This window comes from Hymenobacter edaphi, assembly GCF_003258365.1.
Taxonomy (GTDB): domain Bacteria; phylum Bacteroidota; class Bacteroidia; order Cytophagales; family Hymenobacteraceae; genus Solirubrum; species Solirubrum edaphi.
In genome coordinates this window covers 870,873-893,272 of record NZ_QHKM01000001.1, presented here as the reverse complement: position 1 = coordinate 893,272, position 22,400 = coordinate 870,873, and the positions used below count along the sequence as shown (strand labels likewise).

Below are 22,400 nucleotides of genomic sequence, written 5' to 3'. Positions count from 1 at the left end.
GGGTAGTATTTCCCCGTCAGCTTCTTCCGCCCCCGCCCCATGCCCGCCACCATCACCATCGCCCCGGATTCCGCCCGGCCGCTCACCGTTTCGCGCCTCGGCTACGGCACCATGCGCCTCACCGGCCCCGACATCTGGGGCGAGCCCGCCAACCGCGCCGAAGCCCTGCAGATCCTGCGCACCGCCGTGGAAGCGGGCGTCAACTTCCTCGACACGGCCGACTACTACGGCCAGGACGTGACCAACCGCCTGATCCGCGAGGCCCTGCACCCCTACCGCGCCGACCTGGTCATCTGCACCAAAGTGGGCGCCACCCGCCGCCCCGACAAAAGCTGGGTGCCCTTCAACCGCCCCGAGCAGCTGCGCCAGAGCATCGACAACAACCTGCGCACCCTCGGCCAGGAGCAGGTGCAGCTGGTGCATCTGCGCCTGATGGGCCCCGGCCCGGTGCCGCTGGACGAGCAGCTCGGCGCCATGTTCGAGCTGCAGCAGCAGGGCAAAATCCTGCACGTGGGCCTGAGCAACGTCACGGCCGAGGAGCTGGCAGCCGGCCTGCGGCTCGGCCCCGTTGCCACCGTCGAGAACATGTTCAGCTACGCCCAGCGCACCACCCTGCAGCTGCCCCACGGCGCCAACCCCGGCGGCGAGGAAGTGCTCCACCTCTGCGCGCAGCACCAGCTGCCGCTGATTCCGTTCTTCTCGCTGCTGCACGCGCTGCCCAAGCCGCTCGACCGCGTGGCCGAAGTGGCCCGCCGGCACGAGGCCACGCCCGCCCAGGTCAACATTGCCTGGCTGCTGCACCACTCGCCCTGGCTGCTGCCCATTCCGGGCACGTCGTCCTTGGCGCACCTGCGCGAAAACCTGGCCGCCGCCGCTATCCGGCTCAGCGCGGAGGATATGGCCTACCTGGGCTAAGTTCGCCGCTTCCAACGCCCTACGCCGATGCCTCGTTCTGCCCGCCTCCTGCCCGTTCCGGCCGCCGTGCTGCTCGCCGCCGCCTTTCTGCCCGCCTGCGACGCCCTGCTGGGCCAGGAAGTGGCCCGCCTGCCCATCAACGCCCTCAGCGCCCCAGGCAAGGACCAGCCTCAGGAAGTGACCGTGGCGCTGAAAAAGGGCGAAACCGTGGCCGTGTGGTCGGAGATGGATATGCGCTACAAAGGGGAGCAGCGGCTGGAGTTTCAGCTGACGGTGCTGCAGAACGGGCAGCCCTTCCAGCAGCTGGCCTTCGACCCGCGCGACAAGAACCTCAGCCTCAAGGAAATCAAGGCGGATAATAACGGCGACGTCAGCTGGAGTTTCACCGGCAAAAACACCGAGCTGACCATTCCGGCCGATGGCCGCTACACCTTTCGGGGGCGCCTGCTGGCCGCCCCCGCCCACGGCCCCGACATTCGCAAAGCGGAACTGGTACTACGGCGCTAAGAAGGAGCGTTTGCAGCCCTTGCTGGCCCCGTGGAGTCATTTTTGACATCCGGTGTGTTAGCCAGAGGCCCCCATTACCCCATGACCAGCGTTTCCTGCTCCCTGCTTCCCGTTCGCTTCTTCCCCTACCTGCTCTGGCTGGTGGCCGCGCCGCTTTGGCTGGCGGCCCCGGCGCGGGCCCAGTCCACCACCTCCCTGGCCGGCATCTGGCAGGGCGTCGAGACGGATAGCGACGAACCGGGCGCCACCTGGCCGGCCCTGATGCGCCTGCAGAACGGCCGTGAAAACAGCCTGTTCGGGGTGCTCTACCAGGAAGCGGGCAACCGGCCGGGCGTCTCGGTGATGTTTCAGGTGCAGGCCTCGCGCACGGCCACCGGCCTGCGCCTCGACCAGGTGCGCAAGCTCAACGAAACCGGCCGCAGCCGCTCCAGCTACTGGTGCGAGGGCGCCATCACCTTCAGCTACGACGCGCAGGAGGAAAAGCTCACCGGCCGTGCCACCTACGACCCCGTCGGCGACTGCAACCACGGCAGCTTCACGCTTTACCGCGTCAAGCTGAAATCGGCCGCCACGGTGCCGGCCGCCGTGGCCACCACCATCCGCGTATCGGGCCGCGCGGTGCGCTGGTACGCCGATGCCGAGCTGAAGCAGCCCCTGGCCAGCGGCAATGAGTACCGCACCAAACTCAGCAAAACCACCACCTTCTACCTCACCCAGGGCTACTACCCCACCCGCGAAAGCGCCGCCGTGCCCATCACCGTGCGGGTGAGCGGCACGGCCCCGAAACCAGCCCCGCCCAAGACCGCCGCCCCGCCGGTGGCTGCCCCGCCCCCGCCCACCGCGCCGCCCCTGCCCCCGCTCGACACCGCCCGCCGCGTGCCCGCCCCGCCGCCCGTGGTGACGGAAACGCCGGTGGTGCTGCCCACGGTGCTCTTCCGGCTGGGCACGGCCGAGCTGCTGGCCGAAGCCTTTCCGGCCCTGAATCAGCTGGCCGCCGAGCTGCGCCAGCGGCCCGCGCTGCGTCTGCAGATTGCCGGGCACACCGACCGCATCGGCGAGCCGCAAAAAAACCTGGTGCTCAGCGAGCAGCGGGCCGAGGCGGTAAAAACCTACCTGGTAAAAGTCGGCGTGGATGCCACCCGCCTGCGCACCGTGGGCTACGGCGACGCCCGCCCGCTCTTCCCCTCACCCGACGCCCGCAACCGCCGCGTGGAAGTGGCCGAGGTGCAGTAAGCAACGGCAAACGGCCCGCCCCGGAACTACCGGGCCGGGCCGTTTGCGTAGCGGGCTTGTCACCGTTACTCTTTCACCAGCAGCCGGCTGATGCGGGCCCCGTCGATGTCGAGCAGCAGCCGGTAGCTGCCCGGGCGGCGCAGGCCCAGCTCGGCGGCCGTAAAGCGCCATTGGTGCGTGCCCGCAGCGGCGGCCCGCTCCTGCACCACCGTGCGCAGGCGGCGCCCGGCGGCGTCGAGCACGGTTACCGTCACCGGGGCCGGGCGGCTGAGCCTGTAGCTCAGGCTGAGCGCGTCGGTCATCGGGTTGGGGTAGGTTTCGAGCTGGTACTCAAAGGTGCTGGCCTGCAGGTGGGTGCCGGTGGCGGTGTTGGTCACGGTCCACTGCGTCACGTAGGTGTGCTGGCTGAGGTGGGCGCCGGCCCGCGTCATGGCGGTGGTGTCCGTCACCTCAGCCCGGATGGTGTGCGTGCCGGTGCTGAGCGCGGCCAGCGGTACCGTCACCTGACTGGTGTTGCGGGCCAGCAGGGCGCCGTCGCGCTGCCAGGTCACGCGCAGGGTGTTCGGGGCGGGCGCCAGCAGCGTCAGGGCGAAGGGCACGGCGGCCGTGGGGTTGCTGATGGTGGTAGCGGTCGGGCTGAAGCCCTGCACCGGCCGCACCAGCGCGTGAATGCGCTCCACGAAAGCCTCGCGGCACACGTTGCAGAAGGCCACGCCCAGAAAGCGCATCTTGCAGTTCTGGTGCGGGCGCTGCCAGACGGGGTTTTCGGCGTGCGGGTACACGCCCACGCTGCCGGTGCCCACCCAGGCCGCCCACCGCACCAGCGCGGGGTTGGTCTGGGCCGTCATGTTCAGGCCTTCGCGGGCGTAGCTGGCCCCGGCCCAGTACTCGTCGATCAGCGAGGCAAAGGAGTGGCCGATTTCGTGGATGCTGATTTCGCGGGCGTTGACGTTGACGGACGAGGTGGCCAGCGCCCCGCCCGAGCCACCGTACTCCGCGGAGTTGACGAGCACGAAGGCCTGGTCGTAGAGCGGGAAGTTGGCCGCCAGCACGCTGGCCACGGCGCTGCTGCGCGTGGGCACCAGCAGCCGGTGAATGCCGCCCTGGTCGAAGCTGCTGCCGAAGTAGTTGTTGGGCGTGGCCAGCGGCAGGGCGCTGCAGTCGGCGGCGGTGCGCGGGTGCTTGGCCCCGGCATCCACCGAAGGTACCTGCACGGCAAACACGTTGAAATAGCCCTGGTACTCGCGGAAGGGCGACTGGGCAAACATGCCCGTCACCACCCCGCGCACGTCGCTGAGAAACTGCGGCAGCTGGGTCGGCTGGTACCCGTCGCTGAGGAAAACCAGGTTGATGCGCTGGTTAAGCGGCCCGGTTTTCACCAGGGTATCGACGGGAAAGGTCTGGCAGAGGGCCGCGCGGCTGAGCAGCAGGCTGAATAGCAGGAAAAGTGAGTAGCGTGTTTTCATGGGCGGGTTGGTAAGGCGAAGTCGGTGGTTTTCACCGGCCGGTGGTTGATAAACTCCTCCACGCGCACCGAGCTGGCTTGGGCGGCCAGGGTCAGGCGCACAAAAAACTCGGCTTCGGGCAGGCTCACCTCCTGGCGCCGCAGCTGGCCGTCGGTGCCGGCCGTTTCCACGGCCCGGCGCAGCGGATGTTCCAAGGTGGTCGAGCTGAGCACTTCCCGACTGGCTCCGCGCGTGGTCACCGTCAGGTAATCCGGCATTTCGCTAGCGCCCGTGGGGGCCGCCTTCGGGGCTCCGGCGGCCACGGTGCTCTTGAGCAAAGTAATCGTAGCCGGGCCAGCGGTGGTAGCAGTGACCTTGAAGGACAGAAATACCATTTCGGGCCGGGCCGCCGCGGCAGGCGCTGCCAACGCGGGCGCCGTAAACTGGTGCTGCGCCGCGGGCGGACGCTGGCAGCCAGTCAGCAGGCCGCCGAGCAGCATCAGGCCCAGCGCGTGAGATAAAGCCGGCATAAAATGAAGCGGTAAAGCAGTGAGCTAAAGGTATCAGCAAACGGGTCGTTTTAGTGCTGCGCCTGGGTATCTTCTCTTCAGCCGCTCGCAACCGCCGGGCGGCAACGGGCACAGTACAGTGAGCAGCGTTAAGGAGCGGACGTGTGGAAAACAGAGGTAGCCAGCATCGAAGGGGTATTCGTTTGTCTTTCGAACCAGTTATGCGCTTTCGGCTCTTGCACTTGTTTTTGTGCCTCCTGTTGACTTTCCATGCTTTCGGTCAAATCGATACGCTGCGCCACAAAAGCGGCATCGAAGCTTATGTAAAGGCGCGGGGCGGCTACGCAGCCGTGGAGTTGATGGCAGTTAATCAAGTGCTGGGCGACAGTGCAGCAATACCCGCGCCGGTCCCGACCTACTGGTCGCGTGCTGATTTCAACCACGACGGGGCTGATGATCTGCTTGTACGAGCCAACATCCGTCGCCAGCCTACAACATCCCCGCACGACAAATTTCTGGTGCTAACCGGCGGGACCAATCCTCAACTGGTGCAATTGGATAACGGCTACTACTCTTCACCAGATGCAATGTGGCGCACGGTTCGGCCCATTACGCTAGCAAACAAGGTTTACCTGATTTACGCAGCTCTGCAGACCATCGAGACGAGGCGGCAGCTGTTCCGTCGGTTCAGCCAAGACACCCTCTACCTGCAGACCAATCGGCCCATGCTGTTCACCACCCACCCCGCCCCGACAGCTCCGGTGACGCGGATAACCTATGCTACGACGCAATGCTTTGGCATCTGCCCTGCTTTTCGGGTTGTCATCAAGCCCAACGGCGTGGTGGAGTACGCTGGCATGGCTGACGCTCGTCCCCGGGGCAAGTACCGCTTGCGCATGTCGGCGACTGATTTAGCTTACTTGAGCGAGCTATTGCGTAATCTGAACCTGCCCGAACTAGCCGACAAGTACCAAATGCATTGGTCTGATGGTCCGACTTGTTACCTAGGGGTAATGTTTGCCGACGGCCGGGCTAAGCATATTGAGGACTATGGCATGCAGGGCACCTACGGGTTGGCGGTGCTCTACCAGTTTTTGTGGCAGCAGTACCAGCCCCGGTAGGTACCAACGCTCGAAAAACCCCATCTTCGGTTTATGCTTTTCCGCTACCTCGTTGCCCCACTCTTGCTATCTGGTTCGCTGGCCGTCAATGCTCAGGCCCAAACCACCGCTTGGCAGGGCAAGCAGTGCGCCGTGGTGCTGACCTACGACGACGCCATCGACGCCGACCTGGACCGCGTCATCCCGGCCTTGGATTCGCTGCAGCTGCGCGGCACGTTCTACCTCATCGGCTCGTCGCCGGTGGTGGCCCGGCGCCTCGGCGAATGGCGCAAGGCCGCCCAGAAAGGCCACGAGCTAGGTAACCACGCCCTCATGCACCCCTGCGACGGCACGCTGCCCGGCCGCTCGTTCGTCACCCCCGACAACGACCTGAGCAAGTACACCGTGGCACGGGCCGTCGGCGAAATCCGGGCCACCAATACGCTGCTTACCGCCATCGACGGCCGCACGCGCCGCACCTTCGCCTACCCCTGCGGCGACCGGACCATCGGCGGCGTCAATTTCTACGAGCCGCTGCGGAGCGACTTCGTGGCGGCCCGCGGCGTGACCAAGGGCCTGCCCACTGCCGCCCAGGCCGACCTCACAAACCTGGCCTGCTACTCCATCAACGGGCAGTCGGCTGACTACATGATTGACCTGGTCAAACAGGCCCGGCAGACGCACACGCTGCTGGTGTTTCTGTTTCACGGCGTGGGCGGCGGCCACGCGCTGAACGTCGACGCCAATGCCCACCGCCAGCTGCTGCGCTACCTCAAGGCCCACGAGCGGGACATCTGGGTGGCGCCGCTGGTGGAAGTGGCCGAACGCGTAAAGGCACAGCAAACTGCCGCGGCGGGCAGCGCACCGGCCCGCTGAAACCGGAATCAGCCGTGCAAAGGCCGGCGCTACCCCGGGCCACTACGTCGGTCACGCTCACCAACAGCTACGAATCAGCGGTGTAAAGGCCGGCGCTACCGCCGGCTGGCAGCCAGCAGCCGTAATTGGCCTGAGCCGCCCTATATTTCCGTCTGACGCTGCCCCTGCCCCATGCCCCACTTCCAGCCCGCCCCCAGTCAGTTCGAGCTTCGGTTCGACCGCCCCAGTGAACCGGCCAGCCCCGCTACGGACTGGCCCTGGCCCCTGCCCGCTGCCGATGAAGCCAGCCCCGCGCCGCACGTGCTGGAGCTGACCCGGCTGGAAACACCGCTGGGCCCGATGATGGCCGGTGCCACCGCCGAGGGCGTGTGCCTGCTGGAATTTTTCGAGCGGCGGGAGCTGCAAACCGAGCTGCAGGACCTGGCCCAGCGTTTCAACGCCCGCGTGGTGGAGCGCGACAACGCCCACCTGCGGCAGCTGCGGGCCGAGCTGAGCGAGTACTTCGCCGGCGCGCGGCAGGCCTTTACGGTGCCGCTGGTCACGCCCGGCTCGGCGTTTCAGCAGGCCGTGTGGCAGGCGCTGCAGCAGATTCCATACGGCCACACCCACAGCTACGGGCAGCAGGCGCTAGCGCTGAAAAAGCCCGAGGCCGTGCGGGCCGTGGCCGCCGCCAACGGGCAGAACCGCATTGCCATTGTCATTCCCTGCCACCGCGTTATCGGCGCCGACGGCAAGCTGACGGGCTACGCCGGCGGCCTCTGGCGCAAGCAGCGGCTGCTGGCCCTGGAGCAGCAGCACCGGCAGCCCGTGGCCGGCCAGCAGATTGCCCTGTTTTAGCCCGGCCCAGCAAACGCGCCGCCGGCCCGGCGGCCGCAGCCGCGGGCAATTTCCTTCGCCCGCGGCTGCGGCCGCCCAACGAGCCGCGCCCGGACCGGCCGGCTGCTTGCGGCGGCGGTTCGGCGCCGCCTGCCCGGGTGCTGCGGGAGCATCGGGCTCCGACAAATAATGATGCATGCATAACAATCATGTAACATTTGCGTAGTATCTTTGCAGCAAGATTCTGAAAAACACCACCATACAACATAGACAATGAAAAAGACCACCGCCGTTTCGACGCTGTTGCTGCTGGGTGGCCTGGGGAGCCTGGGCCTGTGGGCCGCCCGCACGCTGAACTTCTCGCTCCGCATCGACTCGCTCGAAGAGGATTACAGCGACTACTGCTGCTAGGCAGCAGCGGGTTGCTGGCCGACGCAAACGGCCCCGTTTCCTACCCAGGAAACGGGGCCGTTTTGCGGGTTAAGACCTGGCCGGCCGGTCAGGGCCCCGCTACTGCATGGCCACCGGCTTGGCGGCCGCCGGCAGCTCGGTCATCGGCTTCACGTTGTCGATGTAATACCGCTCGATGAGCTTCTGGTAGGGGTCGACGCCGGCTTTGGCGGGCTTTTCGGCCACCACGAAGCGCAGGGTGGTTTCGGGCTGGGTCAGCTTGACTTTTCGGAGCACCAGGGCCTTGCCGCGCACGTCCCAGGCCTCGCCGGGCGCCCGGTCGGCCCCGAACACGCCCACGTCGACGTAGTCGCCGAGCACGGGCGTGGACGTTTCGTTGCCCAGCGAGTCGGCGCGGAGCTTTTCGGCCCTGATGGTCAGGGCTACGTCGAACCGGCCGTCGGGGCGCGGGGTGTAGGTGGCGGTTTTCAGCTCGTTTTTGTAGAGCGTGATGGTTTCGAACATGTCCCGGATCAGGTACTGCAGCGAGTCGGGCGTTTCGCGACGGATGTAGGCCATCAGGTCGGCCGAGTTCGGGTACGGGTCGGTTTTGTAGCGGTGGGCGGCGGCAAAGTCGCCGAGGGCTTTGTTGAGTTTCTGCTCCCCGATAAAGTCCTGCAGGGCGTAGAACACCATGCCGCCCTTGTAGTAGTGAATGTAGGGCTGCGACTCGACCAGCATCAGCGGCATTTCCTTTTTGCGCTCCTGCCGGCGGCCGCGCAGGTAGTTGTCCAGCTCGCGGCGCATCACCTGCTGCATCTGGGCGGGCGTAAAGCGGTGCTTGCAGGTCATCAGGGCCGAGTATTCGGCCAGGGACTCGACGAGCATGCTGCTGCCCTGCACGTTGGCCCCGCAGACCTGGTGGCCCCACCACTGGTGGCCCAGCTCGTGGTTGGTGATGAAGTAGGTGAAGTCGGGCGCGTTCCGGTCGCGCGGGTCGTCGATGAAGCCGGCCGATTCGGAAAAGGGCACCGTGTTGGGCTGGCTCTGGGCAAAGCTCTTGTAGCGCGGAAACTCCAGGATGCGGATCTGGCGGTACTGGTAAGGCCCGAAGGCGGCCGCGTAGTACGGCAGCGCGTCGCGCAGGGCCCGGGCCATGCGGCGCACGTTGTAGGGGTGGTGCGGGTCGTAGTAGATTTCGATGGCTACGGGCTGGCCGCCTCCCTTAGGCTGCCAGGTTTCGCGGTGCACCCGGTAGCGGGCCGAGAGGATGCCGGTCATGGGCATCATGGGCTGGTCCATCTTGTACTGGAAGTAGCGGCGGCCGTTCTGCACCCACTCCCGCTGCAGGTAGCCGGGCGTGACGGCCAGCTGGTCGGCGTCGGTGCTGATGGTGGCCTGGTAGCGCACGTAGTCGGCGTCGGGGCCGAAATCGGCGATGCGGCGGCCGCGCGGGTCGTTGAGGCGCAGGGCGCGGTCCTTGGGCCGCAGCCCGTTGCGCTGGCGCACGTCGTCGTCTTCCAGCTCGGCGGCCGCCTGGTAGCCGATGCGCAGGCCGGCGTCGCTGAGAAAGGAGCCGTTGGACGTCAGCCGGTCTTCGGGCGAGATGGTGGCCCAGTCGAACACACCGCTGCCCTTGAGCCGGGACGTGAAGCCGCGGGCGCGGTAGCCCACGTCGAAGCGCAGGTCGAGGGAGTCGTTCGGGGCCAGGGGCTGCTGCAGGCGGTAGAGCCGCACGCCGCTGACCGGGTCGTCGTGCAGCACCCGGGCGGGGCGGCTCAGGCCGAGCTGGGTGGCGACGCTGCGGCTCGGGTCGTAGTTGATCAGCAGCGTGTCGATGGGGCGCGGCTCCTTGTTGCGCAGGGTGAAGGTGCCGCGCATGCGGTAGCCGCGGGGGCTGGCCGTGGGAAACAGGTCGGCGGCGAGGTCAATGGCCACGATTTTGGGCTGCAGCAGGCGGGCGTAGCGCTTGTACTGCCGCTCGGCGTTGGCCTGGCGGGCTTCCAGGTCTTTCGGCGTGAGGTACTCGTTGAGGATGTTGGTGTTGTAGAACACCCAGCCGCCGGCCGTCAGCAGCAGCCCCGCAGCCGTGGCCAGGGCGGGCCGCACCCCGGGGGTGCGCAGGCGCTGGCCCAGCAGGTGCCGGCGGCTGCGCCACGCGGTATCGGTGCCGCGCACCCAGAGCAGGGAGGCCAGCAAAGCCAGCAGCAGCCCCCCGGCCAGGTAGTACAGGTTCAGGGCCAGCAGCGGGGCCACCATGTGGCCGTAGCCGTTCATGTCGGAGTAGGTGTAGGTGACGCCGGCCCCGAACTTGAGCAGGGCGTGGTGCAGGCCCAGCGCGTCGGCCAGCAGAAACACCACCCCGTAGTAGAGCATCATCAGCGCGTGGCCCACGTACTTGTGGTTGACAGCTGTCTGCACGACCACGGCCAGGGTGCTAAGCACCAGCAGATTGGCGGCCTGCAGCCCGAAATTCTGCAGGTAGAGCACGGGCTCCACCAGCTCGGGGGCGCGGTAGAGCTGAATGCCCACGCCCACCAGCAGCAGCACCAGGCTCAGCAGCAGCTGCACGCCCAGCAGGGCCAGCAGCTTGCTCACGAAGGGCAGCCAGGTGGCGTAGGGCAGGGCATCGAACACCAGCTGCAGGCGCACGTCCCGCTCGCGCCACACCAGCTCCCCGGCGTAGATGGTGGTGATAATCAGGAAAAACAGCGTGAAGTTATCGTTGACCAGATTCAGGATGAGGTAGGTTACCGGCATCTGAATGCCGCGCGGGTCCTCGTAGGTGTAGTAGGCGTTGAAGAGCACGAAGACGACGCCCAGCAGGGCCAGCGCCCGGAACGGCCAGGCGCCCACGACGTTCAGAAACTGCACCCGCGTAAGGCGCCGCAGCTGCCACCAGCCCAGCCCACTGCCGAATTCCTGCGGGGAGCGGCGCAGCCCGGCGGCGGCCGGGGCCGGAGCGGCTTCGGCCGCCTGCTTTTTCTGGCGCACGCGCGGCAGTCCCAGCCGGAAGTAGGCGCAGCCGGCCAGCAGTATCACCAGCCCCACCCCGCTCCAGAGCAGGCGGTTCTGCCCCAGCTCCCCGCCGAGGTAGTCGAGGATGCGGGTGTTGCGCTCGGCAATGGTCCAGTAGTTGGCGTCGATGCCTTTGGCGGCCAGGCCGAAAGGGTCGAGCAAGGCAAACAGGTGGTCGGAGCTGATTTTGCCGGTGAAGTTCATGGCCACCTGGTAGCACACGAACAGCACTACCCCGCCCAGGTACACCACCAGCGGGGAGCGAAACACGAGGTAGGCGGCAAAAAACACGCAGCCGGCAAACCAGGCATTCACCCAGGCCGCGCCCAGCAGCGGCACCAGCAGGGCCAGCGGCTGCACCGGGCCCAGCTTGGAGGCCTCCACCCACGGCATCAGCATGCCCAGCAGCGCCCCCACCGAAATACCCGTCAGGATAAACCAGATAGCCAGCAGGGAGCCCAGAAAGCGCCCGGCCAGGTAGCCCGGCTTGCCCAGCGGCGTGGTGTAGAGCAGTCCGGTCATGCCGTCCTTGTCGTCGCGGTAGATGGGCGTGCCCAGGATGGCCGCCGTCACGAACATGCCCAGAATGGAGGCAATGGTGTGCAGCTGGGCCAGGGCATCGGGCGAGTTGACGTGCACCTTGGCCGAGCCGAAGCCGAAGTCGTCGACGGTCTGCGACAGAAAGCCCGCCAGCGCGAAGACGCCGAAGTACAGGTAGGTGCTCGGCTGCGTGAAGCGGAAGCGCAGCTCGAAGCGGAAGATATGGGCGAACATGGGAATCCAGATTTAGAATAGGCCGTCCTGTCGCGCCTCAAGCGAGGATCGATCCTCGCTTGAGGCGCGACAGGACGTTCAGGACTTAAGCCTCAACTCCTTTCGCCTTCCGTGCCAGGCGGTGGAAATACACGTCTTCCAGCGTGGCTTCGGCGGGCTGGAAGATGCCGTTGATGGGCGTTTCGCTGAACACGCGCACCACCGGCTGCCCGGCCACCAGCTTGGAGCTGATAACCTCGTGTTGCTCGCGCAGCTGGGCCAGGGCGGCCTTTTCGGTTTTGGTGCGGTACACCTTGCCCCGGATTTCGCCGATAACGTCCGTGGGCGAGCCGGTGGCCACCACTTCGCCCTGGGCAATGATGGCCATGTGGGGGCACAGCTCGGTCACATCCTCCACGATGTGGGTGCTCAGAATCACCACTACGTTTTCGCCGATTTCGCTGAGCAGGTCGAGGAAGCGGTTGCGCTCCGTGGGGTCCAGCCCGGCGGTGGGCTCGTCGACGATGATGAGCTGCGGCGAGCCGAGCAGGGCCACGGCAATGCCGAAGCGCTGGCGCATGCCGCCGGAGTAGCCGCCCACGGCCTTTTTGCGGGCGTCCCAGAGGTTGGTTTGCTGCAGCAGGTTGTCGACGGCGGCCTTGCGCTCGGCCCCGGCGCGGATGCCCTTGAGGCCAGCGAAGTAGTCGAGCAGCACCTCGGCCGACACGCTCGGGTACAGCCCGAACTCCTGGGGCAGGTAGCCCAGCACCCGGCGCACCCGCTCCTTCTCGCGCAGCACGTCGATGTCGCCGAGGGTGATGCTGCCGCTGTCGGGCTCCTGCAGGGTGGCAATGGTGCGCATCAGCGAGGATTTGCCCGCGCCGTTGGGGCCCAGCAGGCCGAACATGCCGTTGGGAATGGTCAGCGACACGTCGCGCAGAGCCCGCACGCCGTTGGGGTAGGTTTTCGAAAGATTCTGTATGCGTAGTTCCATGCGGCTGAAGGAGTTATGATTTCGAATCAATAACCACCGCCCGGCAACACGGCGCAATCACATAAACGGGTGATAGGCCCGCGGGCGGGCCGGGTTCCGGCCCGCCCGCGTAGCTTTGGGCCGGGTTTGATTTGCCCGCGTTTACTTTAACCTGCCCGCCCATGCGCTTTTCCCTATCCTTTCCCGGCCGGCGCGGCTGGCTCGTGGGCAGCTTTGTCGGCCTCCTGTCCTGGCCGGCGCTGGCCCAGCAGCCCGCCCCCGCCCCGCGCGACACCTCCTTCACCACGCACAGCGCCTACGTGAAGGCCCGCAAGCAGCACCCCACCATCACGGTAGCCCGGCCGGCCGCGCCGAAAACCATCCGCACCGCCCCGAACCTGCCGTACTGCACGCTGGAAGGCGGCCGGGCGCTGCGGCTCGATGTGTTTTACCCAAAGGCCAGGCGTAAGCAAACCTTCCCAGCCGTGCTCATCGTGCACGGCGGCGGCTGGCGCAGCGGCGACCGAAGCCAGCACGTGCCGCTGGCCCAGCAGCTGGCCGCGCGGGGCTACGTGGCCGTCACGGCCGAGTACCGGCTGAGCACCGAGGCGCCCTACCCGGCGGCGGTGCAGGACCTGAAAACCGCCCTGCGCTGGCTGCGCGCCCACGCCCGCACCTACCAGGTGGATACCAGCAAGGTGGCCATCTGGGGCTTTTCGGCGGGCGGTCAGCTGGCCACGCTCGTCGGCACCACCGCCGGCGACCCGCTCTTCGAGGCCGGCGCCTGCTACCGCAGCCGCAGCAGCCGGGTGCAGGCCATCGTCGATGCCGACGGCACCTTGGCCTTCATTCACCCCGAATCGGGCGAGGGCGACGACCGAAAGGGCCCCTCGGCGGCCACGCTGTGGTTTGGGGCGAGCAAGACTGAGCGGCCCGACCTCTGGCAGCAGGCCGCCCCGCTCAACCACGTCTCGGCCCAGACGCCGCCCGTGCTCTTTATCAACAGCGGCGTGGCGCGCATGCACGCCGGCCGCGACGACATGCGCCGGCAGCTCGACGCGCTGGGCATCTACAGCGAGGTGCAGAGCTTCCCGGAGGCGCCCCACCCCTTCCCGCTGTTCAATCCCTGGTTTGAGCCCACGGTGGAGTACACGGTGGCGTTTCTGCGCCGGGTATTTGGCCAGTAGGCGGGGCACCTCATGCCAATGTGGCGGGCCGGGCAGGCTGGCGCGGAAAGTGCCAGCGGCTGGCCCGACCGCGGCGGCCCGCGTTTTTTGCGCACCTTCGCGCCCGCCGTCGTATAACCGTCCGTTTGGCGGCTGCGGCCGTCCTTTTCAATCCAACCCCAACTCCATGGAACTGACCTCGCTCAAGCAGCAAATCAGCTACATCATCGGCCGCGACCTGGCCCGTAATTTCGCCCAGCAGGGCCTCGACCTCGACGTGGACGTGCTGGCCACCAGCCTCAAAGAAGCCCTCAGCGGCAAGCCCAGCCAACTCTCGCCCGAGCAGATGCAGCAGGCCATGCAGCAGTTTCAGCAGCAGATGGGCGGCGCCGACGAAGAGGAAGAGGACGACACCCCCGGCGCCGGCAACGACAACAAAGCCGCCGGCGAAGCCTTCCTGGCCGAAAACGGCAAGAAGCCCGGCGTGACCACCCTGCCCAGCGGCCTGCAATACGAAGTGCTGCAGGAAGGCTCGGGCCCCAAGCCCGGCCCGCGCAGCTCGGTGACGACCCACTACCACGGCACGCTCACCGACGGCAAAGTGTTCGACAGCAGCTACCAGCGCGGCGAACCGGCCACCTTCGGCGTCAACCAGGTTATTGCCGGCTGGACAGAAGCCCTGCAGCTGATGCCCGAGGGCTCGAAGTGGCGCCTCTACATTCCCTCGAACCTGGCCTACGGCCCCCGCGGCGCCGGCCGCGACATCGGCCCGAACTCGGCCCTGATTTTCGACGTGGAGCTGCTGAAAGTCAACGGGTAGGTGATGAAGTAACAGGTGACGGGTGACAAGTCGAACGGCAGCAGGTGCGACACCTGCCCCGCCAGGCCGCTCAAACCGGCGGCCCCCGACGTGTTACCTGTCACCTGTTACCTGACGCCATGGAACAGCCTTACTACAGCTTCGCGCCGCCCCCGCCGTTGCCGCCGCCCCGCCCGCCCGTGCAGAGCGCCGACGGCCGCTGGCGCCTCACCGACGACGAGCTGATCCTCGACGGGCGGCACTACAGCCTGCTGGAGCTGGAACGCGTGACGGTGCAGCACGTGCGCTGGCTGCTGTGGATTCTGCTGGGCGCCTTCACGCTGGGCGGCGTAGCGCTGGCCTTTCTGCAGAACTGGCTGCGCACCCCCTCGGCCATGCTGGGCATGGTGGCGGGCGCGCTGATGCTGGCCTGGGGGCAGCGCGGGGCCAACCGCGTGCGCCTCGCCCGCCTCGGCCTCGACGACCAGCACCACGCCCTGCCCGGCGAGCTAACCGGCTGGCAGCAGCTGGGGGCCGAAACCAACATCCGCATTCACCTGCGCCACCAGCGCGCCGCGCAGCAAGCCCTGGCGCTGCTGGCCGCCCAGGAAGCCGAAGCCGCCCAGGCCGCAGCCCTGCGCGCCGCCGAAGCCGGTCCCGCCTCGCCGGATGACCCGGCCCCGACCAACGGGCTTTTATAGCCCCGCTCGGCCGGCGCGGTCCGGTTCGGGCCGCATCCTTACCTTTGCGCGCCTCATTTCAGAGGCTCACCTATTCTTCGTTGTCGCGCCCTTATGAGTGACACCCAAACCCTGGTCGACGGCAAGGCTACTGCCACCGCGCCCCACGCCCACACCGCCATTTCCACGGCGGGTCTGCTCATTGCCCTGGGCATCATCTACGGCGACATCGGCACCTCGCCGCTGTACGTGATGAAGGCTATCGTGCCCGAGGTCATCACCCAGGACTTGGTGTACGGCGGCATCTCGGCCGTGCTCTGGACGCTCACGCTGCAGACCACCATCAAGTACGTGCTGCTCACGCTGAATGCGGACAACAACGGCGAAGGCGGCATTTTCTCGCTCTACGCCCTGGTGCGCCGCCGCGGCGCCTGGCTGTCGGCGGTGGCCATCATCGGTGGCGCGGCCCTGCTCGCCGACGGGGTCATCACCCCGCCCATTTCGGTGTCCTCGGCCATTGAAGGACTGGAAGCGGTGTACCCCGGCATCCCGACGATGTACATCGTCATTGCCATTCTGTGCGGGCTGTTTCTGCTGCAGAGCTTCGGCACCCAGATTGTAGGCAAGGCCTTCGGGCCGATTATGTTCCTCTGGTTCACCATGCTGGCGGTGCTCGGCGTGCACGGCATCGTGCAGCACCCCGAAATCCTGAAGGCCATCAACCCCTACTACGCCTACAACATGCTGGTGAACACGCCGGGCGGCTTCTGGCTGCTGGGCGCCGTGTTCCTCTGCACCACCGGGGCCGAGGCCTTGTACTCCGACCTGGGCCACTGCGGCAAGGGCAACATCCGCATCAGCTGGGTGTTCGTCAAGGCGTGCCTGCTGCTGAACTACTTCGGGCAGGGCGGCTGGCTGGTCAGCCACGCCGGGGAGCAGCTCAACGGCCGCAACCCCTTCTTCGCCCTGATGCCCGAGTGGTTTCTGCTCATCGGCATCGGCATTGCCACTATTGCCGCCATCATTGCCTCGCAGGCGCTGATTACGGGCTCCTTCACGCTGGTGGCCGAGGCCATCCGCCTGAACATGTGGCCCAAGGTGCGCCTGAACTACCCCACCGACGTGAAGGGCCAGCTCTACGTGCCCTCCATGAACCGCCTGCTGCTGCTGGGCTGCATTGCGGTGGTGCTCTACTTTCAGCGCTCCGAGCACATGGAAGCCGCTTACGGCCTGGCCATTACCATCACCATGCTCATGACCACGCTGCTGCTCTCGATGTGGCTGCGGGCCAAGCGTGCCCCAATGGCCCTGATTGCCCTGTTCGTGCTGGTGTACGGCGGCATCGAGGGCTCCTTCCTGGTGGCCAACCTCATCAAGTTCCCCCACGGCGGCTGGGTGTCGGTGGCCATCAGCCTCTGCCTGATTTCGGTGATGTACATCTGGATGCGGGCCTACTTCATCAAGCGCCGCCTGACGGAATTCGTGAAAATCGAGCCGTACATGGACGCCCTCAAGGAGCTCAGCAACGACGAAACCGTGCCCAAGTACGCCACCCACCTGGTGTTCATGTCCTCGGCCGAGCGGCAGTCCGAAATCGAGTCGAAAATCATCTACAGCATCTTTCAGAAGCGCCCCAAGCGCGCCGACATCTACTGGTTCGTGCACGTGGACACCACCGACGAGCCGTACACGATGGAGTACAAAGTGACCGAGCTGGCCCAGAACGACGCCTTCCGCGTCACCTTCCGCCTGGGTTTCCGCGTCGAGCAGCGCATCAACCTCTACTTCCGCAAGGTGGTGGAAGACCTGGTGCGCAACAAGGAAGTGGACATCACCTCGCGCTACGAGTCGCTGAGCAAGCAGCACGTCACCGGCGACTTCCGCTTCGTGGTGCTGGAGAAGTTCCTCTCGGTGGAAAACGAGCTGCCCTTCGTCGAAAACCTGGTGATGCAGGCCTACTTCTACATCAAGCAGTTCATTGCCTCCGAAGACAAGTACTTCGGGCTGGATACCTCGTCGGTGAAAATCGAGAAGGTGCCGCTCATCATCACGCCCACGCGCAACGTGTCCTTGAAGCGGGTGTACTAACCCCGGATTTGCTCCTGCTCGTTACGGCCGCCGGCCCGCTTCCCTTTCGGGCAGCGGGCCGGCGCTTTTTAGTCCATCTTACTCGTCGCAGAGCAGAATGTGGTAGGTCTGGTCAATCAGCTGCCGGTCGTCCATGATGCGCCGGCCCTTGGCCAGCCGGCCCACGGTCACCACCAGTTGGTCGCCGCCCTGCACTTTCGTCCGCATGGGTAATTCGTAGCGGCGCGGCACCTGCTGCGCCGACGGCGGGGCCACGCCGGGCGTGTTCAGCCAAGCCAGTACGTCGAACTGGTTGAACGCGGCCACCGACGGAAACTGCCGCACCCCGATGGGCCGGTAGCCGCGCACCACGATAAACTCCACCATCAGCGTATCGGGGCGGCCGACGGGCAGCGCCAGGCTGCGCAGCTCCCGCAGCGGCTGGCAGTCCTGAAACGGGGCGCCGTTGACGACAATGGCCGGGCGGTTCTGGCCCCGGGCGGCAGTGGCCGCTGCCAGCCCACCGGCCAGCAGCACAATTCGAAAGAGTGGATTCATCGGCAAAGACGGGCGGCGGGCCTGGCGCAAGGTCCGCCGGCGGCGCTACCTCCTACGCGCAGTCCGCCCGAATGGCCGGGTTTCGCCCGCCGAATCTGGCCAGCAGGACTCAGTCCTGCACCGGGGAAGCCTGAAGCCCAAGGGGATATTTGTTATGCATGTTGCAATAGTCGCTGATTTTTCGTGCCTTGGCGGAATGTTCTCATTCTCACCCCAAAACACCCTTTTATGCCCCATTTTACCCGCTATGCCGCGGCTGCAGCCTTGCTGTGGCTGGGCGCCTGCCAATCGGCCGACAAGGAGCTGAGCCAACTGCAGCCCGAGCCGGAGCTAGCCGGCGAAGCCCTGAGTGCTGCCCAGCTCGACGAGCAGATCTGGACCCGCGTGCGCCAGACCGGCAGCTACGACTGGCGCCAGGCCACCGACCACGTCGTGTGGAGCGCCCTGCAGCGCTCCGACCAGGTGCTGAGCGTGGGCTACGCCCCCGCCGGCCGCTGCGGCCAGGATGCCGCCCTGCCCGCCGATGCCGCCGCCGACCCGGACTACGCCCGCGCCCGCCAGCAGGTGCTCGACCTGGTGCTGGCCTCGGAGCGCGCCGCCCACCCCGAAGTAACGGCCGATAACCTCATCATCTTTCAGCAGTCGGCCCTGCCGGTGCTCACGGTGCGGGTGCGCGAGCTGGCCACCGTGCGGGCCCTGCGCCGCTCCGGCTTGGTGCGCTACGCCGAGCCCATGGGCTACGAGCCCTACCACCCCGCCGGCGCGGCCAGCCGCACCACCGCCAGCCTGAGCAGCAGCGGCTGCGGCAACAACACCGCCACCGCCGGCCTGGTGGCCGGCTCCGACTACACGGTGCTTACGGGCGGCAGCAAGTCGTCGTGGAACCAGGCCGACCAGTACCACGGCGTGCGCACGGCCTGGACGCAGAGCACCGGCGCGGGCGTTAAAATGGTCATCATCGACACTGGCTCGTCCGATACCCAGGAAAACCTTGGCGCGGCTTTCAACCAGGGCCTGAGCACGGGCCGTACCGTGGAGCGGCTCGTCACGCTGCCGCGCAACAGCATCTTCGGCATTCCCTACGGCGCGGCCGAAACGCCCAATGACCCCTGCGGCCACGGCACCAGCATGGCCGGCGCCGCCGCCGCGCCCCGCGGCACCGACGGCGCCTCGGTGGGCATTGCCTACGGTGCCAGCCTGATTACCATCCGCGCCGCCGAGGACGTGTTCATCGACGCCTCCCGCGAAGTGCAGGGCGTGGCCGATGCTTACACCCTGGCCGCCGGCCGGCCGGACGTGCGCATTGTCTCCATGAGCATGGGCCGTGTCACCAGCTCTTCGCAGATTGCCGATGCCATCCGCTACGCCTACGGGCGCGGCAAGCTTATCTTCTGCGCCGCCGGCACGTCCTTCGACTGGTCGGCCGGCTGGGTGGGCGTCATTTTCCCCGCCAGCCTGGCCGAAGCCGTGGCCGTGACGGGCGTAAAGGACAACCTCACCACCCGCTGCGACGAGTGCCACGTGGGCGCCGACGTGGAATTCACCGTGGTGATGCAGCGCAACAGCAACAACCTGCGCCCCCTCTCCCTGGCCATGAGCGGCGACGCGCCCAGCACCGTGGGCGGCTCCTCCGTCAGCACCGCCTCCATGGCCGCTATGGCCGCCGTGGTCTGGAGCCGGTACCCCGCCGAAACCCGGGAGCAGATCAAAGCCCGCCTCGTGGCCGCCAGCTCCAACGCGACCCGTCGCGACCCGAACTTCGGCTACGGCCGCGTGAACCTGGCCCGCGCCGTGGGGGCGCTGGTACAGTAGGCAGCAACCGGGCGCCGGTTTAGCGCACGAAGCGAGTATAAGCAGCGCCCGCCACGCAAAAAAGCCCTGCCGGAACCATCCGACGGGGCTTTTTTGCGTCATGCTGAACCGTGCGTTACGGGGCCAGCTGCAGCCACTTGCGGCGCACGGCCAGCTGCTCGGGGGTGGCGTCCGGCGCCATTTCGATGCGGTAGCGGGCGGCGGTGCCGGCCAGCAGCGCAATCGGCAGCTCCCGCGTCTGTCCGTCGCGCAGCACCAGCAGGCGCGCCGTGCTGCCCACCGGACGGGCCGCCAGCGTCTGGCTGATGTCGGAGGGCGGGCGCAGGCCGTCGACGGCCAGAATTTCGTCGCCGGTGTTCAGGCCGCCCTGCCAGGCGCTGCCGTCGCGCAGCACGCTGCTCACCACGGGCTTGCCGCTGGTAGTGCTGATGGTGGCGCCCAGGGCGGCATCCGGGCCGGGGGCCGTGGCCAGGCGCAGGCCGGCGTAGCCCAGCGCGCCCTCGTAGTCGAGGCGCTTGGTGCCGTACACCGACTGCTGGAAGAACTCATCGAAGCGGCGGCCGGCGACTTTGGCCACCGCGTCCTGGTACTCCGCGTCGGTAAAGCCCCGGCCCAGCTTTTGGTAGTACTGCGCGTAGAGGTAGCGCATCACGTCGTCGAGGCTTTTCTGGCCCTTGGTGGCGTTAATCACCATCAGATCCAGCACCGCCCCGATAACCTCGCCCTTGTCGTAGTAGCTGATGGTCGAGTTCGGCGAGTTTTCGTTGGGGCGGTAGTACTTGATCCACGCGTCCCAGCTGGCTTCAGCGGCCGACTGCACCTTGTTGCCGGGCGTATTCTCGACGCGCGTAATGCCGGTGGCCAGCTGGTCGAGGTACTGCTGGGGCTTCTGGAAGCCGGCCCGCTGCACGATGAGGTTGGAGAAGTACTCGGTGCCCCCCTCGCTCAGCCAGAGCATGTGGGTGTAGTTTTCCCGGTCGTAGTCGAAGGGCCCCAGCGCGATGGGGCGGATGCGCTTCACGTTCCAGAGGTGGAAGTACTCGTGCGCGGCCAGCCCGAGGATGCCCTCGTAGCCCACCGGCGTGGTGTAGGCGTTGCGCGAAATTTCCAGGGTGGTCGAAAACAGGTGCTCCAGCCCCCCGCCGCCGCGCTCCAGGTTGTGGATGATGAACAGGTAGCGGTCCAGCGGGTTCTGCCCCACCACCTTCTGCGCCGACTCGCAGATGCGCTTAAAGTCGGCCACCACGCGCTGCTCGTCGTAATTCGCCTGCCCGTACATGGCAATGCGGTGCGGCGTGCCATTCACCTCGAAGCTGAGCACCTTGTGGTTGCCGATTTCGATGGGCGAGTCGGCCAGCTCGTCGTAGTTCGAGGAAAGGAACGTAAACGACGGCCCGGCCTGCGTAGCCGGCTTCAGGCTGGTCGACACCTCTTTCCACCCCTCGAAGGGCCGCACTTCCACCTGCGCGGGCAGCTGCTTCTGGCCCTCGGGGTACATAAATACGCTGGTGCCATTGAGGTAGCCGTGCGAGGCGTCCACGAAGCTGGTGCGCACGCTCAGCTCGTTGGCGTACACGCGGTAACGCACCGTGAAGTCTTTCTGGCCCGCGTGCGTGATGCGCCAGGTGTTCTTGTTGAGCTTGTCGACGGCCAGCGCCTTGCCGCCGGCCTGGGCCGCGAAGCCCTCCACATTCTTGGCAAACTCGCGCACCAGGTAGGAGCCCGGCGCCCACACCGGCATCTTCACGTCGGTGCTGCGGCCCGAGAAGCCGCTGAGCTGCATTTCAACTTCGAAGTAGTGCGTCTGCGGCGCCGGCATCGATAGCACGTAGCGCAGCGTGGGGGCGGCCAGCGCCGGGGCCGCGCCGAGCAGGCCCAGGGCCGCCGCGGCGCCGAGGCGGCGCCAGGTAGTGGTCAGCATGAAAAACGGTGGAGTGAGTGAAACCGCAGCTGCGGCGTGCCGCCACTGACGGCCGCGCGCGGCACGGGGCTGCAAGGTAAGCCTGAAAAAGCCCGCTTCCGCTCCCCGCGTAACGCCCGCCGGCCCGGCTACGTTAGCGCAGGCAGCCGCCCGGCGTTCCACACCGCGCCGGGCTGGCCCGAATTATGCGTACTGTTTGGCTCATGTTTGGAGCCCTGATGACTTTGCTGTTGGGCGTACTGGGCTGGCAGCAGCTGCGCCCCGACGCCCCCGTGCCCGCCAGCGGCGACCTGCCGCCCGTGCGCGCCGTGGTGTACCGCGCCGCCACCGCCCCCCGCCGCCACGCCGACCAAGGCCGCGCCGATCAGCTCGTGAGCTTTGCCCTGCGCCAGCTCGGCAAGGCCTACTGCTACGCCGGCACCACCCCCGAGGGCGGCTTCGACTGCTCCGGCTTCCTCACCTACGTCTACGGCCAGTTCGGCATCGACGTGCCGCACTCCTCGGCGCTGCAGTACAAAACCGGCACCGCCGTGGCGCGCCCCGAAGCCCGTAAGGGCGACCTGATCATCTTCACCGGCACGGCCAAGGACGCCACCACCCCCGGCCACGCCGGCATCGTCATCTCCGAGCCCGGCCAGCCCCTGCGCTTCGTGCATTCCTCGTCCTCCAGGCGCGACCCGGGCGTAAAAATCAGCCAGGTCGACGGCACCGACTACGAACGGCGCTTTTTGGGCATCCGGCGGGTATTGTAGAAATAGCTTGATGGCTGGATGGCTGATCGTTCAACGAAACCGTCGGAACGACCAGCCATTCAGCTATCAAGCTATTTGGTCGATTATCTAAACACAGCGAGGCCCGGCTG

At 66.9% G+C, this 22,400-nt stretch carries 19 protein-coding genes; 13 read left to right on the top strand and 6 right to left on the bottom strand.

Going from position 1 to position 22,400, the window contains the following annotated elements:
- The first annotated feature begins 39 nt into the window (after positions 1-39).
- The 3 genes from DLM85_RS03620 (at position 40) to DLM85_RS03610 (ending at position 2,655) form a co-directional block, all read left to right on the top strand.
- Complete coding sequence (locus DLM85_RS03620) at positions 40-915, top strand: aldo/keto reductase (RefSeq protein ID WP_111476690.1); 876 nt, start codon at positions 40-42, stop codon at positions 913-915.
- 27 nt (positions 916-942) lie between these two features.
- On the top strand, positions 943-1,422 hold the full coding sequence (locus DLM85_RS03615; protein WP_133256880.1) for a hypothetical protein: 480 nt from the start codon (positions 943-945) through the stop codon (positions 1,420-1,422).
- 81 nt (positions 1,423-1,503) lie between these two features.
- On the top strand, positions 1,504-2,655 hold the full coding sequence (locus DLM85_RS03610) for an OmpA family protein (protein ID WP_111476688.1): 1,152 nt from the start codon (positions 1,504-1,506) through the stop codon (positions 2,653-2,655).
- A 65-nt stretch (positions 2,656-2,720) separates the two neighbouring features.
- On the opposite strand, the gene DLM85_RS03605 is transcribed toward DLM85_RS03610, so the two are convergent.
- Together DLM85_RS03605 and DLM85_RS03600 are read right to left on the bottom strand one after the other, a co-directional pair.
- Positions 2,721-4,121: a M64 family metallopeptidase gene (locus tag DLM85_RS03605; protein WP_111476687.1), complete on the bottom strand. Its 1,401-nt coding sequence runs from the start codon at positions 4,119-4,121 to the stop codon at positions 2,721-2,723.
- Positions 4,118-4,630, bottom strand: coding sequence for a hypothetical protein (locus DLM85_RS03600; RefSeq protein WP_133256879.1), 513 nt, complete (start codon positions 4,628-4,630; stop codon positions 4,118-4,120). The genes DLM85_RS03605 and DLM85_RS03600 overlap by 4 nt, the downstream gene beginning before the upstream one ends.
- Before the next feature lie 200 nt (positions 4,631-4,830).
- Between DLM85_RS03600 and DLM85_RS03595 the strand changes: the two genes are divergently transcribed.
- From DLM85_RS03595 to DLM85_RS25325, 4 genes are all read left to right on the top strand, one after another.
- Positions 4,831-5,730, top strand: coding sequence for a DUF6438 domain-containing protein (locus DLM85_RS03595; protein ID WP_111476685.1), 900 nt, complete (start codon positions 4,831-4,833; stop codon positions 5,728-5,730).
- A gap of 33 nt (positions 5,731-5,763) precedes the next feature.
- Positions 5,764-6,585, top strand: a complete 822-nt coding sequence (locus DLM85_RS03590) for a polysaccharide deacetylase family protein (RefSeq protein WP_111476684.1) — start codon at positions 5,764-5,766, stop codon at positions 6,583-6,585.
- Between the two features lie 171 nt (positions 6,586-6,756).
- Positions 6,757-7,422 carry a methylated-DNA--[protein]-cysteine S-methyltransferase gene (locus tag DLM85_RS03585; RefSeq protein WP_111476683.1) on the top strand — a complete coding sequence of 222 codons (666 nt, stop codon included), beginning with the start codon at positions 6,757-6,759 and terminating at the stop codon, positions 7,420-7,422.
- 252 nt (positions 7,423-7,674) lie between these two features.
- Entirely contained in the window at positions 7,675-7,812 is a 138-nt protein-coding gene (locus tag DLM85_RS25325; protein ID WP_165821994.1) for a hypothetical protein, read from the top strand.
- Positions 7,813-7,911: 99 nt separating this feature from the next.
- Here the strand turns inward: DLM85_RS25325 and DLM85_RS03580 are convergent, their stop codons facing one another.
- Both DLM85_RS03580 and DLM85_RS03575 read right to left on the bottom strand, forming a co-directional pair.
- Complete coding sequence (locus tag DLM85_RS03580; RefSeq protein ID WP_111476682.1) at positions 7,912-11,583, bottom strand: ABC transporter permease/M1 family aminopeptidase; 3,672 nt, start codon at positions 11,581-11,583, stop codon at positions 7,912-7,914.
- Between the two features lie 85 nt (positions 11,584-11,668).
- The gene (locus DLM85_RS03575; RefSeq protein WP_111476681.1) at positions 11,669-12,556 is read right to left on the bottom strand and encodes an ABC transporter ATP-binding protein; all 888 of its coding nucleotides are present in this window, start codon (positions 12,554-12,556) and stop codon (positions 11,669-11,671) included.
- Positions 12,557-12,717: 161 nt separating this feature from the next.
- Between DLM85_RS03575 and DLM85_RS03570 the strand changes: the two genes are divergently transcribed.
- The 4 genes from DLM85_RS03570 to DLM85_RS03555 all read left to right on the top strand — a co-directional run bounded on the left by DLM85_RS03570 (position 12,718) and on the right by DLM85_RS03555 (position 17,268).
- Positions 12,718-13,722 carry an alpha/beta hydrolase gene (locus DLM85_RS03570; protein ID WP_111476680.1) on the top strand — a complete coding sequence of 335 codons (1,005 nt, stop codon included), beginning with the start codon at positions 12,718-12,720 and terminating at the stop codon, positions 13,720-13,722.
- Positions 13,723-13,888: 166 nt separating this feature from the next.
- Positions 13,889-14,521, top strand: a complete 633-nt coding sequence (bamJ, locus tag DLM85_RS03565) for a BamJ family beta-barrel-assembly machinery protein (protein ID WP_111476679.1) — start codon at positions 13,889-13,891, stop codon at positions 14,519-14,521.
- Positions 14,522-14,640: 119 nt separating this feature from the next.
- Complete coding sequence (locus DLM85_RS03560; protein ID WP_111476678.1) at positions 14,641-15,201, top strand: hypothetical protein; 561 nt, start codon at positions 14,641-14,643, stop codon at positions 15,199-15,201.
- A gap of 93 nt (positions 15,202-15,294) precedes the next feature.
- On the top strand, positions 15,295-17,268 hold the full coding sequence (locus tag DLM85_RS03555; protein WP_111476677.1) for a KUP/HAK/KT family potassium transporter: 1,974 nt from the start codon (positions 15,295-15,297) through the stop codon (positions 17,266-17,268).
- A gap of 78 nt (positions 17,269-17,346) precedes the next feature.
- On the opposite strand, the gene DLM85_RS03550 is transcribed toward DLM85_RS03555, so the two are convergent.
- Entirely contained in the window at positions 17,347-17,805 is a 459-nt protein-coding gene (locus tag DLM85_RS03550) for a hypothetical protein (protein WP_133256878.1), read from the bottom strand.
- A 228-nt stretch (positions 17,806-18,033) separates the two neighbouring features.
- Here DLM85_RS03550 and DLM85_RS03545 point away from each other — a divergent pair, with 228 nt between their 5' ends.
- On the top strand, positions 18,034-19,617 hold the full coding sequence (locus tag DLM85_RS03545) for a S8 family serine peptidase (protein WP_133256877.1): 1,584 nt from the start codon (positions 18,034-18,036) through the stop codon (positions 19,615-19,617).
- Between the two features lie 115 nt (positions 19,618-19,732).
- Here DLM85_RS03545 and DLM85_RS03540 read toward each other — a convergent pair whose 3' ends face one another.
- Entirely contained in the window at positions 19,733-21,538 is a 1,806-nt protein-coding gene (locus DLM85_RS03540) for a M61 family metallopeptidase (RefSeq protein ID WP_111476674.1), read from the bottom strand.
- A 218-nt stretch (positions 21,539-21,756) separates the two neighbouring features.
- Between DLM85_RS03540 and DLM85_RS03535 the strand changes: the two genes are divergently transcribed.
- On the top strand, positions 21,757-22,290 hold the full coding sequence (locus DLM85_RS03535) for a C40 family peptidase (RefSeq protein WP_133256876.1): 534 nt from the start codon (positions 21,757-21,759) through the stop codon (positions 22,288-22,290).
- Positions 22,291-22,400 lie beyond the last annotated feature (110 nt).